Origin of the sequence: Delftia sp. WY8, from assembly GCF_018437695.1 — a bacterium.
Taxonomy (GTDB): Bacteria; Pseudomonadota; Gammaproteobacteria; order Burkholderiales; family Burkholderiaceae_C; genus Comamonas; species Comamonas tsuruhatensis.
In genome coordinates this window covers 4,124,472-4,139,279 of record NZ_CP049795.1, presented here as the reverse complement: position 1 = coordinate 4,139,279, position 14,808 = coordinate 4,124,472, and the positions used below count along the sequence as shown (strand labels likewise).

Genomic DNA, 14,808 nt, shown 5'->3' with positions numbered 1-14,808 from the left:
GACTCCTGTGCGTGCTCAGCGGCTGCGGTGGTCGATCACGCGGCGGGCCTTGCCCACCAGGGTGCGCTCTATGGAATCGGGCCGCAGCACCTCGACCTCGGCGCTCACGCCGACCAGGGTCTTGATGCGCTGCTGCACCCACAGGGCCAGCGCCTCGGTGTCGCCCTGCGTGCCCGGCTGCATCTCGCAGCGCACGGCCAGCCGGTCCAGGTTGCCCTCGCGCGTGACCACCAGCTGGTACTGGCCCGACAGCTGGGCGTTCTGCAGCACGATCTCCTCGATCTGCGTGGGAAACAGGTTCACGCCGCGGATGATGAGCATGTCGTCGCTGCGCCCCACGATCTTGCCCATGCGCCGGAAGCTGCGCGAGGTCGGCGCCAGCAGCCGCGTCAGGTCCCGCGTGCGGTAGCGAATGATGGGCATGGCTTCCTTGGACAGCGACGTGAAGACCAGCTCGCCCTCGCTGCCGTCGGGCAGCACCTCGCCCGTGTCGGGGTCGATGATCTCGGGATAGAAATGGTCTTCCCAGATCACCGGCCCGTCCTTGCTCTCCACGCATTCGCTGGCCACGCCCGGGCCCATGACTTCGGACAGGCCGTAGATGTCAACGGCATCCAGCCCCGCCTTGCCCTCGATCTCGCGGCGCATGGCCTCGGTCCAGGGCTCGGCGCCGAAGATGCCGATCTTGAGCGAGCTCTCGCGCGGGTCCATCCCCTGGCGCTGCATCTCCTCCACGATCACCTGCATGTAGCTGGGCGTGACCATGATGATGTCGGGCCGGAAATCCTGGATCAGCTGCACCTGCTTTTCGGTCTGCCCGCCCGACATGGGCACCACGGTGCAGCCCGCGCGCTCGGCACCGTAGTGCGCGCCCAGGCCGCCCGTGAACAGGCCGTAGCCGTAGGCCACATGCACCATGTCGCCGGGCCGCCCGCCCGCCGCGCGGATGGAGCGCGCCACCAGGTTCGCCCAGTTGTCGATGTCATTCAGCGTGTAGCCCACGACCGTGGGCTTGCCCGTGGTGCCCGAGGAGGCATGCACGCGCGCCACCTTCTGGCGCGGCACGGCGAACATGCCGAACGGATAGTTCTCGCGCAGGTCCTTCTTGGTGGTGAAGGGAAAGCGGGCCAGGTCGGACAGCGTGCGCAGGTCGGAAGGGTGCACGCCCTTTTCATCGAAGGCGCGGCGGTAGTGCGGCACATGGTCGTAGGCATGCTGCAGCGACCAGCGCAGGCGCAGCAGCTGCAGCGAGGCGATCTCGTCGCGGCTGGCGGTTTCGATGGGATCGAGTTCGCCGGGGGCGGGGCGCTGGACAGGCATGGCTGGGTCTTTTCAGACGGGCTGGTTCAGGCCGGGCACGGTGGGCCGGCCCTTGAAGCTGTGCGAGCGGCCACGGAACAGCGCGATCACTTCCTGGCGCTGGTTGGTGACCTGCACGTCATAGACGCCCGTGCGGCCTGCGCGCGAGACTTCGCGGGCCTGGGCCGTGAGCACGTCGCCGGGCCGGCCGGGCGCGACGAAGTCCACGCTCAGGCCCGAGGCCACCGTCATCTCGTTGCGCGCATTGCAGGCATAGGCAAAGGCCGTGTCGGCCAGCGCCGTGATGAAGCCGCCGTGGCAGATGTCGAAGCCATTGAGCATGTCGTCGCGCACGGCCATCTCCATGCGCGCCGTGCCGGGCGCGATCTCGGTGATGCGCAGGCCCAGTCCTTGCGCGGCGCGGTCGCGCGCCAGCATGCCGTCGCGCACCTGCTCGGCCAGTCGCTGGGCGGCCTCGCCCGGGGTGTGGTTGTCTTGCATGGCGGGCTCCTCAGCGGTCCGAGAACACGGCAGCCCGCTTGCCCAGAAAGGCGGCCACGCCCTCCTGGTAGTCGTGGGCTGCGCCCAGCTGGCCCTGCTGGCGCGCCTCGCGCGTGAGCGCATGTTCGTAGTCCAGCAGCTGGGCCGAGTCCATGGCCTCCCGCGTGCGCGCCAGGGCCCGCACCGGCATGGCGGCCAGGCGCTGCGCCAGGGCCTGAGCCTCGCTGCGCAAATCGGCATCTTCCACGCAGCGCCAGATCAGGCCGATGCGTTCGGCCTCGGCCGCAGGCAGCTTGTCGCCCAGCAGCGCAAGGCCCAGGGCGCGCGCACGGCCCACCAGGCGCGGCAGCAGCCAGGTGCCGCCGCAGTCGGGCACCAGGCCGATCTTGGCAAAGGCCTGGATGAAGCTGGCCGAGCGTGCGGCCAGCACCAGGTCGCAGGCCAGCGCGATATTGGCGCCCGCGCCGGCAGCCACGCCGTTGACGGCGGCCACCACGGGCACGGGCATGGACTTGAGACGCAGGCACAGCGGCTGGTAGCGGCGCTCGATCAGGTCGCCCAGGTTCTGGTCGGGCGCGGCCTCGGGGTCGGACAGATCCTGGCCCGCGCAAAAGCCGCGCCCCGCGCCCGTGAGCACCACGCAGCGCACCGAGGCATCGCCGGCAGCCTGTTCCAGGGCCGAAAGCAGCTGCTCGTGCAGCTGCGCGTTGAAGCTGTTGAGCGCGTCGGGGCGATTGAGCACCAGGGTGCGGACGGCGTCGTGCTGCTCAACCAGAACCAGCGATGGGGGCATGGAAGTCTCCGTGGCCTGTCTGCCGTCTTTATGCGGCAGATCAAACATAATTTACCGAATGGTCGGTAAATGTTAGTCGCCAGACCCTTTCCACCACAAGCGCCCAGGCACCGAGGAAACCCTAGGCCCCATGAAAAAAGGCCCTCACGGGCCGATTTGTCGAAGGTTCAGGGCTTGAAACCCGAGCGCTGCACCACCGGCGTCCACTGGGCGCGGTAGGCCTTGAGCATCTCGGCCGTCTGCGCGCTGCTGCTGGAGACCGGGGTCAGCCGGCTGGCCTCGAATTTCTGGCGCGTGTCGGGCTCCTTCATGATCTCCTGCACCATGCGCGACAGGCGCTCGGCAATGTCGGGCGCCATGCTCTGGGGCGCGAACAAGGTGTTCCAGCCCATGCCCGACAGGTTCAGGCTCGATTCCTTGAGCGTGGGGATGTCCGGCGCCATGGTGCTGCGGCGCTCGCCCGACACGGCCAGCACGCGGATCTTGCCGGCCTCGTGCTGGGGCAGCAGCACGTCGAAGGTGTCGATGGCCAGCGGTACCTGGCCGCCCACCAGGTCGGTCAGCAGCGGGGCCGAGCCCTTGTAGCCCACGGTTTCGGTCCGGACCTTGGCGGCCTCGCCCAGCATCAGCGAGAAGAAGTGCGGCAGGCTGCCCGTGGCCGGCACGCCCACGTTGGCCTGCTGCGGATTGGCACGCAGCCAGGCCAGCAGGTGCGACAGCTGCCTGACGGGCACGGCACTGGCCACGGCCACGCCGAATTCATAGCGGTTGACCTCGCTGACCGGGCGGAAGTCCTTGTCGGGGTCGTAGCCCGAGTCGGGGAACACCAGGGGCGCCACCAGCATCACGGCCGGATTGGCCAGCAGCAGCGCAGGCTGGGAGGCCGGCGCGTTCTTCACATACTGGGCCGACAGGCGGCCGCCCGCGCCGGGCTTGTTCTCCACCACCACGGGCGAGCCCACGCGCGCCTGCAGCTTGTCGGCCACGATGCGCGCCACGCGGTCGGTGGCGCCACCGGGCGGGTAGCCCACGACGATGCGCAGCGGCGCCTTGCCCGGAAACAGCGGCTCGGCCGCCGTGGCACTTCCAGCCAGCCCGCTGGCAGCCCAAACGGCCGAGGCCGGTGCCAGGGCCAGGATCTGGGTCAGGGTTCTTCGCTGCATCGCAAACTCTCTCCTTGCATGGACGGATTCCCGTGCGGAACGCACGCCGCACAATGTAGCGGCCTCAAAAAGCCCGTTGCCGCCGATATTGACCAGGGTTAACCCGGGGCAAGACGCCCTGCGCTGCTCGGGCATCGCGGCAACCTGGCGAAGCCGACTCGGCGACAATCGCCCACCATGAGCTTCGCCCCCCTGACCAACGACACCTTCCTGCGCGCCTGCCGGCGCCAGGCCACCGACTACACGCCGCTGTGGCTGATGCGCCAGGCGGGCCGCTACCTTCCCGAATACAAGGCCACGCGCGCCCGGGCAGGCAGCTTCATGGGCCTGGCCACCAACGTGGACTACGCCACCGAGGTCACGCTGCAGCCTCTGGAGCGCTTCCCGCTGGACGCGGCCATCCTGTTCTCCGACATCCTGACCGTGCCCGACGCCATGGGCCTGGGCCTGTCCTTTGCCGAAGGCGAAGGCCCGCGCTTTGCCAAGGTGGTGCGCGACGAGGCCGCCGTGGCCGAGCTGGCCGTGCCCGACATGGACAAGCTGCGCTATGTGTTCGACGCCGTGACCAGCATCCGCCGCGCGCTCGATGGCCGCGTGCCGCTGATCGGCTTCTCGGGCAGTCCCTGGACCCTGGCCTGCTACATGGTCGAGGGCAAGGGCAGCGACGACTACCGCCTGGTCAAGAGCCTGATGTATGCGCGCCCCGACCTGATGCACCGCATCCTGGCCATCAACGCCGACAGCGTGGCCGCCTACCTCAACGCCCAGATCGATGCAGGCGCCCAAGCCGTGATGGTGTTCGACAGCTGGGGCGGCGTGCTGGCCGATGGCGCCTTCCAGGAATTCAGCCTGGCCTACACGAAGCGCGTGCTGGCCGGACTCAAGCGCACGGGCGTCGATGGGCAGGACGTGCCGCGCATCGTCTTCACCAAGGGCGGCGGCATCTGGCTGCCCGACATGAAGGACCTGGACTGCGAGGTGCTGGGCCTGGACTGGACGGCCAACCTGGCCCGCGCCCGCGCCATCGTCGGCGGCGAGGTGGGCGGACCCGGCAAGGCGCTGCAGGGCAACATCGACCCCAATGTGCTGTTCGCGCCGCCCGAGCGCGTGGCCGAGCAGGCGCGCGCCGTGCTCGACAGCTTCGGCGCCCCGCACACCGACAGGACCACCACGGGCCCCACGCACATCTTCAACCTGGGCCACGGCATCAGCCAGTTCACGCCGCCCGAGCATGTGGCCGCCCTGGTCGAGGCCGTCCACGGCCATTCGCGCGCCATGCGCCAGCGCTGAGCGCCCGCCCTGCTCCTCATCACCCGCAAGGCCGGATGCCAGCGCAGCGCCGGCCCCCTGCCGTGACAGCCACCGGCCCGGCTGGGCCGCGCTGTCCACAGTCCGCGCGCCCGGCCGGCGCTTGCTGCACAAGATGGCCACAGACCATCTTATGCACAGAAAAATCTGAGCGAGGTCTTAGGACTCACAGTTGTCACCCGCGCCTGCACGCGGGCGACATATCGATATAAGCCGTTGTTTTTGAAGATTTTTTTTGATAGCACCGTTTTCAGAATGCACCACTCGGAAAGGTCAGACAAATGGGGGGATGGCCATAGATCCGAATAATCCCCACAAAGTTATCCACAGAAATTGACGATATACCCAGAAACCCGCAGTCACCGGCCGGGGCGTCTGGTGTAGAACGCCGCACCCAGGCCCCGGGCAGCGCCAAAGGCTTATGCTTGGCGGCTTGGTTGCCGCAGGCCCTGCCGTGCGGCGCCCGCGTTTTCAGGCCCCGCTTTCCCCGCATTCGCATGTCCCTCCCCGCCCACACCGTCCATGTCGCCGTCCAGACGCCGGCGCACAGCGCCGTGGGTGATCTGCTGAGCTACACCTGCGAGCAGCCGCTGGAGCCGGGCACCCTGGTGCGCGTGCCGCTGGGACGCCGGGAACTGCTGGGCGTGGTCTGGGACGCGCCGGCCCAGCCGCCCGCCGTGCCCGAAGGCGTGGAGCTGCGCGCCATCTGCGCCGTGCTGGAGGGCATCGCGCCGCTGCCGGCGGCCTGGCGGCGGCTGGTGGCCTTCGCCGCCTACTACTACCAGCGCAGCGTGGGCGAGATCGCCGTGACGGCCCTGCCGCCGCAGCTGCGCGACATGACGGCCGAGCAACTGGCGCGCCGGCTCAGGCCGACCAAGGCCGCGGCGAAGAGAGCGGCCAAGGCTGCAAAGGCGGAACAGGCGCAACCGGCGCCTGGCGCTGCGCCTGCATCAGCGCTCGCACCGGCCCCGGCCGCCGCAGACATTCCCCCCATCGTCCTCAGCGCCGAGCAGGCCGACGTCTTCACGCAGATCGCCGCCCACCCCGGCCCCTTCCTGCTCTACGGCAGCACGGGCAGCGGCAAGACCGAGGTCTACCTGAGGACCACCCAGGCCGCGCTGGATGCCGACCCCGGCGCCCAGGTGCTGGTGATGGTGCCCGAGATCAATCTCACGCCCCAGCTGGAGCAGCGCTTCCTGGCGCGCTTTGCGCCGCAGTACGGCGCGGCCTGCGTGGTCAGCATGCACAGCGGCATGACCAACCCGCAGCGGCTCAAGAGCTGGCTGGCGGCACACACGGGCACGGCGCGCATCGTGCTGGGCACGCGCATGTCGGTGTTCGCCAGCCTGCCGGGGCTGTCGCTGATCGTGGTGGACGAGGAGCACGACGCCAGCTACAAGCAGCAGGAAGGCGCGCGCTACTCGGCGCGCGACCTGGCCATCTGGCGCGGGCGCGATACCGGCGCCAAGGTCATCCTGGGCAGCGCCACGCCCTCGCTGGAGAGCTGGCACGCCAGCCGCCCGCCCAATGCCGACGAGCCGCAGGGCGGCCGCTACCTGCGCCTGCACATGCCCAGCCGCATCGGCGCGGCCGCCCTGCCGCGCGTGCGCCTGGTGGACATGGGCCAGCAGCCGCGCAAGGCCGTGTTCTCGCCGCCGCTGATCGATGCCATCACCGAGCGTGTGCAGCGCGGCGAGCAAAGCCTGGTGCTGCTCAACCGCCGCGGCTTCGCGCCCGTGCTGTTCTGCGCCGACTGCGGCTGGAAAAGCGACTGCCCGCACTGCAGTGCCCACCAGGTCTTCCACAAGGCCGACCGCACGCTGCGCTGCCACCACTGCGGCTACACCCAGCGCGTGCCCATGGCCTGCCCCGGCTGCGGCAATCCCGACATCCTGCCGCTGGGCAAGGGCACGGAGCAGCTGGAGGAAGAACTGGCCCGCCTGCTGCGCAATGTGCAGCGCCCCGACCGCGAGCCCGCCCGCGTGGCGCGCATAGACGCCGACACCACGCGCGCCAAGGGCGCGCTGGAGGAGCAGTTGGCCCAGGTGCATGCCGGCGACATCGATGTGCTGGTCGGCACCCAGATGGTGGCCAAGGGCCATGACTTCCGGCGCATCACCCTGGTGGCCGCCGTGCAGCCCGACAGTGCGCTGTTTTCCAGCGACTACCGCGCGCCCGAACGCCTGTTCAGCCTGCTGATGCAGGCCGCAGGCCGCGCAGGGCGCGACGCGCACTACGTGGCCGCCCAGGGCAGCCATCCGGAGATGTGGATACAGACGCACGACCCGTCCCATCCCGTCTACACCGCGCTGCGCTCGCACGACTACCCTGCCTTTGCGGCGCGCCAGCTGCGCGAGCGGCGCGATGCGGGCATGCCGCCGTTTGCCTTCCAGGCCATCGTGCGGGCCGATGCGCGCAGCCAGGAGGCCGCCCAGGCCTTTCTGGCCGCCGCCGCCCAAGCCGCGCGCCAGGCCGGCCTGCCCCATGTGGACGATGTGTTTCTCTACCCGCCCATTCCCATGTCCGTCCAGCGCGTGGCCAATGTGGAGCGGGCGCAGATGCTGATCGAGTCGGCCCAGCGGCCCGCCCTGCTGCGCTTTCTCTGGGCCTGGCAGGCGCATCTGCACTGGATCAGGGCACAGCCCGAGCACCGCGCCCTGGTGCGCTGGCTGGTGGACGTGGACCCGCTGGCCATCTGAACGTGGCACAGCCTCTGGAACGGCCCCAAAAAACCTCAAGCCTTTCAGGCCTTGGGCGCAATCCCACAAAGCATTCACCGCTACTTTTTCGGAAGCGCTTTTAGCGCATCCGCCGCACGGCTCCCATCGGGATTTGCGCTGATGCAGGCGGGGCATGTTTATTGCATCGTGCCGCATTCAGCCCACAAGGCTGGATCATTCAATGCCTTTCCAGGAGCGATACATGCCGTTCACCCCCTTCCGTATGACCTTGATGGCCGTCGCGCTTGCGCTGGCAGGCTGCGCGTCCCAGCCCGGCGCCAGCCAGGCCCCCGCAGCCGCAGCGCCCGCCACGGCGACCGCCCCTGCACCCGCTCCCGCCGCACAGGCCGGCAAGCCCAACGTGGTCGTCCTGGCCACGGGCGGCACCATTGCCGGCGCGGGCGCCAGCGCCGTCAACAGCGCCACCTACACGGCCGCCAAGGTCCCCGTGGACAAGCTGCTGGCCGGCCTGCCCGAGCTGAGCAACATCGCCAACGTCTCTGGCGAGCAGGTGTTCCAGATCGCCTCCGAAAGCTTCACCAACAAGGAACTGCTGACGCTGGCACGCCGCGTCAACGAGCTGGCCAAGCAGCCCGGCGTGGACGGCATCGTCGTCACCCACGGCACGGACACGCTGGAGGAGACCGGCTACTTCCTGAACCTGGTGGTGCCTACCGACAAGCCCATCGTCATGGTCGGCTCCATGCGCCCCGGCACGGCCATCTCGGCCGACGGCGCGCTGAACCTGCTGGGCGCCGTGGCCACGGCCGCCTCCAAGGACTCGGCGGGCAAGGGCGTGCTGGTCAGCATGAACGACAACATCGACTCCGCGCGCGATGTGGCCAAGCTCACCAACATCAAGACCAATGCCTTCTCCAGCCAGTGGGGCCCGCTGGGCATGGTGGTCGAGGGCAAGACCTACTGGTTCCGCGCCCCCGTCAAGCGCCACACCAGGGGCAGCGAGTTCAACATCGAGCAGATCACCGACCTGCCCGCCGTGGACATCGTCTATGGCTACGGCAACGTGCCCGCCACGGCCATCGACGCGCTGGGCAAGGCCGGCGTCAAGGCCATCGTGCACGCCGGCACGGGCAACGGCTCGGTGGCCGACCGCATCGTGCCCAAGCTCAATGAACTGCGCCAAAAGGGCGTGATCGTGGTGCGCAGCTCGCGCGTGCCGGCCGGCTTCGTGCTGCGCAACGCCGAGCAGCCCGACGACAAGTACGACTGGGTCGTCGCCCATGACCTGAACCCGCAGAAGGCCCGCCTGCTGGCCGCCGTGGCCCTGACCAAGACGCAGGACACGAAGCAGCTGCAGCGCATCTTCTGGGAATATTGATAGGCACCCCCTGAGGCGCTGGCGCGCCTTCCCCCCGTGGCACGGCGCCTCTCTACCCGCTTCGCGGGGGAGGGGGACGACAGCCTCGCTGCGGGGCGGCCCTTGCTTGCTGTCCCTTGCTTTGGGCCTCGTCGGTTTTTTGCGCTGCGCCCACATGGCCCGGTCCATTTTTGGCCGGGCCTTTTCTATTGCTGCTTCTTAGTTCGTTGTGAACAGCGGGGTGAGGGGACCTTGGGCGATGTGGCAGTGCGCTTGTTCGAGGGCCTGGGCGAAGGCGTCGGAGCGCAGGTAGGCGTATTCGACGGCGCGCTGGGCGCCTATGGCGTCGCCCTGGACGGGGGCGGTGGCGGGGTGGCACATCATGAGGCTGCCGGGCTGCAGCTGGGCCAGCCATTGGGCCATGTGGCGGCCATAGCCTTCGGGCGTGGGCTGGTCGAAGGCGTAGACGCCGCCGAAGCCGTGGTTGAGCGGCACGCCCTGGCGGCGCAGGCGGCGGGTGGTGGTCCAGCCGCCGAGCAGGGCGATGATGGCGGCCTTGGGGTCGCGCCAGAGCTGGCCGGCCGGGGTGGTGGAGCGGACCCAGGGCAGGTCGTCGGCGTTGTCGCCATAGCGCTGGCGCAATTCCTGCACCAGCGCGGCGCGCACGCCGGGGAGCTGGTGCACGTGCTGGTGGCCGTCGATGAAGTCGGGGGCCATGCCCAGCGCGTCCTCGAAGGCGTCGAGCTGGCGGCGCCAGGCGTCGCGCATGGCGGCGCTGCCCAGCCGTCCTGCGTAGGCGCGCGCAATCACCGCCCCTATGCCGGAGGAGGGCTGCAGGCCATGGCCTTCGGTCAGGTTGAAGTGCAGGCCCAGCGACAGGCGCGGGCGCAGCGCGGGCAGGCGCCTGGCCGCCTGCCTCCAGTACGGCGAGGTGGTCATGCAGCTGGTGGCCGACAGCCGGCCCTGCAGCGTGAGCTGCTCCACGGCCTCGTCGACCAGGGGGTGCAGCGCATAGTCGTCGGCGCACAGGACGACGGTTCTGGCCGAGGCCTTCTCCCCGTTGTTTCTGGCAGGTACGGTGTTCATGAGGATTCCTTGCGGCCGGGGGCCGCAAAGGCCCAGAACTTGGCCAGGACGAAGGTGCCCACCGCCACCAGCACCAGCACCAGGGCCAGGCTCCAGAAATAGTGCCAGTGCAGCCAATGCAGGGCCGCCCAGTACAGCAGCTCATCGGCCACGAAGGAGACGCAGGCCACGGCGAAGTATTTGGCCACCACGGCCCGGCCACGCGCCTGGGTCTGCACGAAGGTGAACAGCGCATGGCCGTTGTAGCTGACCACGAAGGCCACGAGAAAGGCCAGCACATTCGCATGCAGCGGCGCCATGCCCGCCAGCTGCACCAGCAGGGCGACCACGGCCAGGTGCGTGGCGGCCGCGCAGCCGCCCACCAGCACGAACTGCAGCGCCTGCGGCAGGCGGCGCAGCTGCGCGATCACATCGTGCATGGCTACTCCCGCGGCGCCAGCGGGCTGCGGTCCTCGTCGCGCGCCAGCAGGTAGGTGGGGCGGCGCTTGACCTCGTCATAGATCCGGCCGATGTACTCGCCCAGGATGCCGATGGACATCAGCTGCACGCCCGAGAACAGCATGATGCTGGCCGCCAGCGTGGGCCAGCCGTCCAGCGGGTTGCCGAAGATCAGCGTCTCCATGGTGATCCACAGCCCGTAGAGCAGGGCCGCCAGCGAGATCATCCCGCCCACGATGCTCCACACGCGCAGCGGCAAGGTGGTGAACGAGGTCAGCCCCAGCAGGGCCAGCGAGCCCAGGCGCCGGAAATTGAAGCTGGACGCCCCGGCCGTGCGGTCGGCCGGCACGAACGGCAGTGCCGCCGCCTTGAAGCCCACCCAGGCGTACAGGCCCTTCATGAACCGGTGGCTCTCGGGCAGGGCCTTGAGCGCGTCGGCCACGCAGCGGTCCAGCCAGCGGAAGTCGCCGGCATTGGGCGGGATCTTCACCAGGTTGCCGGCATTCATGAGCCGGTAGAACAGGTTGGTGCCCACCCGCTTGGCGCCGCTTTCGGCGCCCCGGTCGGCGATCACGCCATAGACCATGTCGTAGCCGGACTGCCACAGCTCGCACATCTGGGGCAACATCTGCAGCGGATGCTGGAAGTCGGCGTCGATCAGCACCACGGCATTGCCGCGCGCATGGTCTATGCCGGCCGACAGGGCCGCCTCCTTGCCGAAGTTGCGAGACAGCGCCAGGTAGCGCACGGGCAGCTCCTGCGCCATGCGCAGCGCGATCTCGTGCGTGGCGTCGCGGCTGCCATCGTTGACGACGATCAGCTCGTAGTCGGGCGTCAGCGTGCGCACGGTCGCGTCCAGGGCGCGCAGGAACGCCTCCAGGTTCCCCTCTTCATTGTGGGCCGGCACCACGCAGCTCAGCCGCAGCGGCGCACGCGGCAGCATTCCCTTGGGAGCGGCCGGAGCAATGTCAGCATGCAATTCGGTCATAGGCCAGCATTGTCAGCGGGCTGGCTGCCCGCGCGCGGCAACACATCAAAAACCGCATACGCATAAGGTGTGGGCACAGGAAAACGCCAGCCCGAGCGTTGCAGCGTGAGCACACGCGGCTCCTGCGGCAGGCCCAGCTTCGCCAGCCAGGCCTGCGCCTGCCGCTCGCAATCGCGCGATTTCGCGGTTGGGCCGGGCTCGCTGGCCACCGGGCCGCGCGGGCACAGCAGCAGCCCGGGCTGCTGGCGCCAGTCCGGCAGCGCCAGCACGCGCGCATATTCGCTGTCGGGCAGGCCGGGAATGGTGCGCAGATGCGGCTGGGCATAGAAAGACAGCATGGCGTTTTCCGCCCAGTCGCCGCCCACCCACTGCAGCGGCTGCTCCGGGTGGCGCTGGTTCCAGGACAGCACGATGGCCTGGGCCGCATCGGCCGCGGGCCGGTAGTAGTCGGAACTGCTCTTGCGCGCATTGCCCCAACCCGCGGCCACGCCAATCACCAGCACCACGGCCAGGCTCGGCCACCAGGCGCGGCGCAGCGCGGCCAGGGCGGCCTGCGTCGCGGCAGGCGCCTCGGCGTCCAGGTTGCGCAGCCACAGCAGCACGAAGGCATAGCCGATGGGAATGGCCCAGGGCGTGGACAGCTCCACCACGCCTGTGGCGCCAAAGCCCAGCGTCGTCAGCCAGGGCATGAGGGCCAGCCAGAACAAGGTGTCGCCCCGCCCCTGCCAGGCCCAGCTGCGGCGCAGAAAGCGCGCGCTCCAGCGCAGCCAGCCACCGCCTTGCTGGCGGGCCTGCATGAAGCCATACATCAGGCACACGGCCAGCCAGGCCGGCAGCCAGTAGAAGATGGGCGCCAGCGCAAAGCGCAGCACATAGCTCCACACCACCTGCCCGCCGCCCTGGTCCATGGCATAGCCCAGCGTCACCCACTGGTGGTGGGCAATCCAGGCCACATGCGGCGCCAGCGCCAGGCCAAAGGCTGCCAGCGCCACATAGGGCCTGGGAGTGAGCAGCCACTGGCGACCTTCGCGAACCAGGAGGATGGGCAGCAGAAAGCCGGCCAGGAACACGCCGCTGTAGTACTTGCTGAGCATGCAGGCGGCCGAGACCACGCCCAGGGCCACGCTGAAGGTCAGGCCCCGCACACCCTTTTCCTGCCAGCTGGCCAGCAGCAGGGCCGCCGCCCAGGGCCACAGGGACAGCAGCTGGCTGTTGGCGTTGAACTTGCCGGCCAGCGTCGTATACGGGAAGCACCACAGCAGCAGCAGCGCCCCCAGCGGCGCCAGGCGCGCCAGCCCCAGGCGCCGGCCCAGCACATAGACACCCCACAGGCCCACGCCCACATTGGCATAGGACAGCAGGCGGTAGAAGGCGTCGTTCTGCGGAAACACCATGAACCACAGGCCGACCACCCAGGCGAAGAACGGCGGGTGCTTGTGCGTGCCCAGCTGCAGCGGCTGGGACCAGGCATAGTTCTCCAGCATGTCGTGGTAGCCGTCCAGGTTGCCATTGGCCAGCCAGGACACCAGGGCCCAGAGCAGGCAGGCCAGCGTCACCATCCAGAGCAGGCCCGCGCCCGTGGGGGCGCCGGCCGGGGCAGAGGGGGAGGGTTTCATGCAATCCCGTCGAGGTGGTGAAAAAACATGGGCGCGATTGTAGAGAGCGCCAGCCTGCCGACAGGCCTGGACTGACCGGGCCTGCCCAGGCCTGCCGCTCGGACCTGCTCAGGTCATCAACGCCACGGCACCCGAGAAACTCAGGAAGGCCAGCACCGTGGACACCAGGATGATGCGGGCCACCCGCCCGCCATGCGCACCGAAGCGCTCGGTCAGCAGCGAGACATTGCTGGCGCTGGGCAGTGCGGCCAGCAGCACCAGGGCCACGAAGGCCTCCTCACCCAGCGGCAGGCCCAGCGCCATGGCCGCGCGGGCCACGGCCCAGACCAGCAGCGGATGGACCAGCAGCTTGGCCAGCGCGATGGGCACGTAGTCGCGCGCGGCCACGCGCTCATGGCTGTTCATCTGCGAGCGCGCCAGCACGGCGCCTATGGTGAACAGCGCCACGGGCGAGGCCGCGCCCGCCAGCATGGCCACGGTGCGGTCGATGGGGCCGGGCAGCGTCCAGCCCGCCGCCGACGCCACTGCGCCCAGCACGATGGACCAGGGCATGGGGTTGGAGGCCATGCCCGCCAGCGCGCGGCGCAATGCCACCGTCACACCGTGCCCGCCCGGCATTCCGAGGCGCGACAGCGCAATGCACAGCGAGGTGGTCACCACCATGTCGATGGCCATGGTGACGATGACCGGGCCCGCCGCACGCTCACCCAGCAGCGCCACCAGCATGGGCACGCCCATGAAGCCGGTATTGGGGAAGGCGGCCACCAGCGCGCCGAAGGCCGCATCGTTCCAGCCCACGCGCCGCAGCGTGAGCGCCACGGTGGCGCCCACCATCAGCAGCGCGCACAGCAGGTAGACCACGGAGACGCCCACATCCAGCAGTTGCGCGATCGGCGTCTGCGCGCCAAAGCGAAACAGCATGCAGGGCAGCGCGAAATACAGCACGAAGGCGTTGAGCCCCGGTATCGCCGCCTGCGGCAGCACGCCACGCCAGGTGGCTGCGAAGCCGCAGGCCACGAGAGCGAAGAAGGGGAAGGTGATCAGCAGGACGGACAGCACGCGGCGATTCTGGCAGCAAGCCGGCGCGTACGCTGCGCGCCCGTGGCGCACCGGTGACGGCGGGCGAAAAAAAACCTGCCGGAATCCGTCTCCGGCAGGTCTGGCGGCAAGAGCGCGGGCGCTCTCAGAGTGCCAGGTCCTTTTCGATCTCCTGCACCTTGCGGCGGGCCAGCGCCAGGTTGGAGCGGCTCTTGTCCAGCACCAGGTAGAAGAACACGCCTTCATGGGCGGCCACGGGCCGGATGACGTGGTACTGGTGGGTCAGGGTGATCAGGATGTCGTCGATGGCATCGTCCAGCTTGAGCATGCGCATGGTCTTGAGCTTGGCGCGCACCACCTCCGTGTTGCCGGCGGCGGCCAGCTCCATGTCGAGGCCGGAGCCCGCGCTGCCCATCAGCATGCCGCTGGTGCTGTCCACCAGGGCTGCGCACAGGGCGCCATCGATGCCCAGCAGGCCGTTCAGAGAATCATGTATCGAAGCCATATGCCACCTCTTTCAAATAGCAAGGGCAGGCGATG

At 69.3% G+C, this 14,808-nt stretch carries 13 protein-coding genes; 3 read left to right on the top strand and 10 right to left on the bottom strand.

The window, feature by feature from the left end:
• Positions 1-15 precede the first annotated feature (15 nt).
• The 4 genes from paaK to G4D77_RS19070 form a co-directional block, all read right to left on the bottom strand.
• A complete protein-coding gene (paaK, locus tag G4D77_RS19085; protein ID WP_154833301.1) occupies positions 16-1,320 on the bottom strand; it encodes a phenylacetate--CoA ligase PaaK in 1,305 nt (434 codons plus the stop codon).
• Positions 1,321-1,332: 12 nt separating this feature from the next.
• Complete coding sequence (gene paaI, locus G4D77_RS19080; protein WP_016450385.1) at positions 1,333-1,800, bottom strand: hydroxyphenylacetyl-CoA thioesterase PaaI; 468 nt, start codon at positions 1,798-1,800, stop codon at positions 1,333-1,335.
• A 10-nt stretch (positions 1,801-1,810) separates the two neighbouring features.
• Positions 1,811-2,593: an enoyl-CoA hydratase-related protein gene (locus G4D77_RS19075; protein ID WP_013800319.1), complete on the bottom strand. Its 783-nt coding sequence runs from the start codon at positions 2,591-2,593 to the stop codon at positions 1,811-1,813.
• 167 nt (positions 2,594-2,760) lie between these two features.
• Positions 2,761-3,756: a tripartite tricarboxylate transporter substrate-binding protein gene (locus G4D77_RS19070; protein ID WP_154833299.1), complete on the bottom strand. Its 996-nt coding sequence runs from the start codon at positions 3,754-3,756 to the stop codon at positions 2,761-2,763.
• A gap of 177 nt (positions 3,757-3,933) precedes the next feature.
• On the opposite strand from G4D77_RS19070, the gene hemE reads away from it, so the two are divergent.
• The 3 genes from hemE (at position 3,934) to G4D77_RS19055 (ending at position 9,123) form a co-directional block, all read left to right on the top strand.
• Positions 3,934-5,046, top strand: a complete 1,113-nt coding sequence (gene hemE / locus G4D77_RS19065; protein ID WP_016450383.1) for a uroporphyrinogen decarboxylase — start codon at positions 3,934-3,936, stop codon at positions 5,044-5,046.
• 515 nt (positions 5,047-5,561) lie between these two features.
• Complete coding sequence (gene priA / locus G4D77_RS19060) at positions 5,562-7,763, top strand: replication restart helicase PriA (protein ID WP_126313021.1); 2,202 nt, start codon at positions 5,562-5,564, stop codon at positions 7,761-7,763.
• A 223-nt stretch (positions 7,764-7,986) separates the two neighbouring features.
• The gene (locus G4D77_RS19055; RefSeq protein ID WP_016450381.1) at positions 7,987-9,123 is read left to right on the top strand and encodes an asparaginase; all 1,137 of its coding nucleotides are present in this window, start codon (positions 7,987-7,989) and stop codon (positions 9,121-9,123) included.
• A gap of 198 nt (positions 9,124-9,321) precedes the next feature.
• Here G4D77_RS19055 and G4D77_RS19050 read toward each other — a convergent pair whose 3' ends face one another.
• From G4D77_RS19050 to G4D77_RS19025, 6 genes are all read right to left on the bottom strand, one after another.
• A complete protein-coding gene (locus G4D77_RS19050) occupies positions 9,322-10,188 on the bottom strand; it encodes a ChbG/HpnK family deacetylase (protein WP_154833297.1) in 867 nt (288 codons plus the stop codon).
• Positions 10,185-10,607, bottom strand: a complete 423-nt coding sequence (locus tag G4D77_RS19045; RefSeq protein WP_213757722.1) for a GtrA family protein — start codon at positions 10,605-10,607, stop codon at positions 10,185-10,187. Before G4D77_RS19045 ends, G4D77_RS19050 begins: the two co-directional genes overlap by 4 nt.
• A gap of 2 nt (positions 10,608-10,609) precedes the next feature.
• The gene (locus G4D77_RS19040) at positions 10,610-11,614 is read right to left on the bottom strand and encodes a glycosyltransferase family 2 protein (protein ID WP_016454509.1); all 1,005 of its coding nucleotides are present in this window, start codon (positions 11,612-11,614) and stop codon (positions 10,610-10,612) included.
• Positions 11,611-13,230: a glycosyltransferase family 39 protein gene (locus G4D77_RS19035; RefSeq protein ID WP_213757721.1), complete on the bottom strand. Its 1,620-nt coding sequence runs from the start codon at positions 13,228-13,230 to the stop codon at positions 11,611-11,613. The genes G4D77_RS19040 and G4D77_RS19035 overlap by 4 nt, the downstream gene beginning before the upstream one ends.
• Before the next feature lie 108 nt (positions 13,231-13,338).
• Entirely contained in the window at positions 13,339-14,289 is a 951-nt protein-coding gene (locus G4D77_RS19030) for an AEC family transporter (protein ID WP_016450376.1), read from the bottom strand.
• A gap of 124 nt (positions 14,290-14,413) precedes the next feature.
• Positions 14,414-14,773: a hypothetical protein gene (locus tag G4D77_RS19025; RefSeq protein ID WP_016450375.1), complete on the bottom strand. Its 360-nt coding sequence runs from the start codon at positions 14,771-14,773 to the stop codon at positions 14,414-14,416.
• Positions 14,774-14,808: the final 35 nt, after the last annotated feature.

Coding starts and splice junctions, on each gene's coding strand:
- hemE (WP_016450383.1), top strand. CDS start 3,934: ATGAGCTTCGCCCCCCTGACCAACGACACCTTCCTGCGCGCCTGCCGG.
- G4D77_RS19075 (WP_013800319.1), bottom strand. CDS start 2,593: ATGCCCCCATCGCTGGTTCTGGTTGAGCAGCACGACGCCGTCCGCACC.
- G4D77_RS19035 (WP_213757721.1), bottom strand. CDS start 13,230: ATGAAACCCTCCCCCTCTGCCCCGGCCGGCGCCCCCACGGGCGCGGGC.
- paaI (WP_016450385.1), bottom strand. CDS start 1,800: ATGCAAGACAACCACACCCCGGGCGAGGCCGCCCAGCGACTGGCCGAG.
- G4D77_RS19055 (WP_016450381.1), top strand. CDS start 7,987: ATGCCGTTCACCCCCTTCCGTATGACCTTGATGGCCGTCGCGCTTGCG.
- G4D77_RS19050 (WP_154833297.1), bottom strand. CDS start 10,188: ATGAACACCGTACCTGCCAGAAACAACGGGGAGAAGGCCTCGGCCAGA.
- G4D77_RS19025 (WP_016450375.1), bottom strand. CDS start 14,773: ATGGCTTCGATACATGATTCTCTGAACGGCCTGCTGGGCATCGATGGC.
- paaK (WP_154833301.1), bottom strand. CDS start 1,320: ATGCCTGTCCAGCGCCCCGCCCCCGGCGAACTCGATCCCATCGAAACC.
- G4D77_RS19040 (WP_016454509.1), bottom strand. CDS start 11,614: ATGACCGAATTGCATGCTGACATTGCTCCGGCCGCTCCCAAGGGAATG.
- G4D77_RS19045 (WP_213757722.1), bottom strand. CDS start 10,607: ATGCACGATGTGATCGCGCAGCTGCGCCGCCTGCCGCAGGCGCTGCAG.
- priA (WP_126313021.1), top strand. CDS start 5,562: ATGTCCCTCCCCGCCCACACCGTCCATGTCGCCGTCCAGACGCCGGCG.
- G4D77_RS19070 (WP_154833299.1), bottom strand. CDS start 3,756: ATGCAGCGAAGAACCCTGACCCAGATCCTGGCCCTGGCACCGGCCTCG.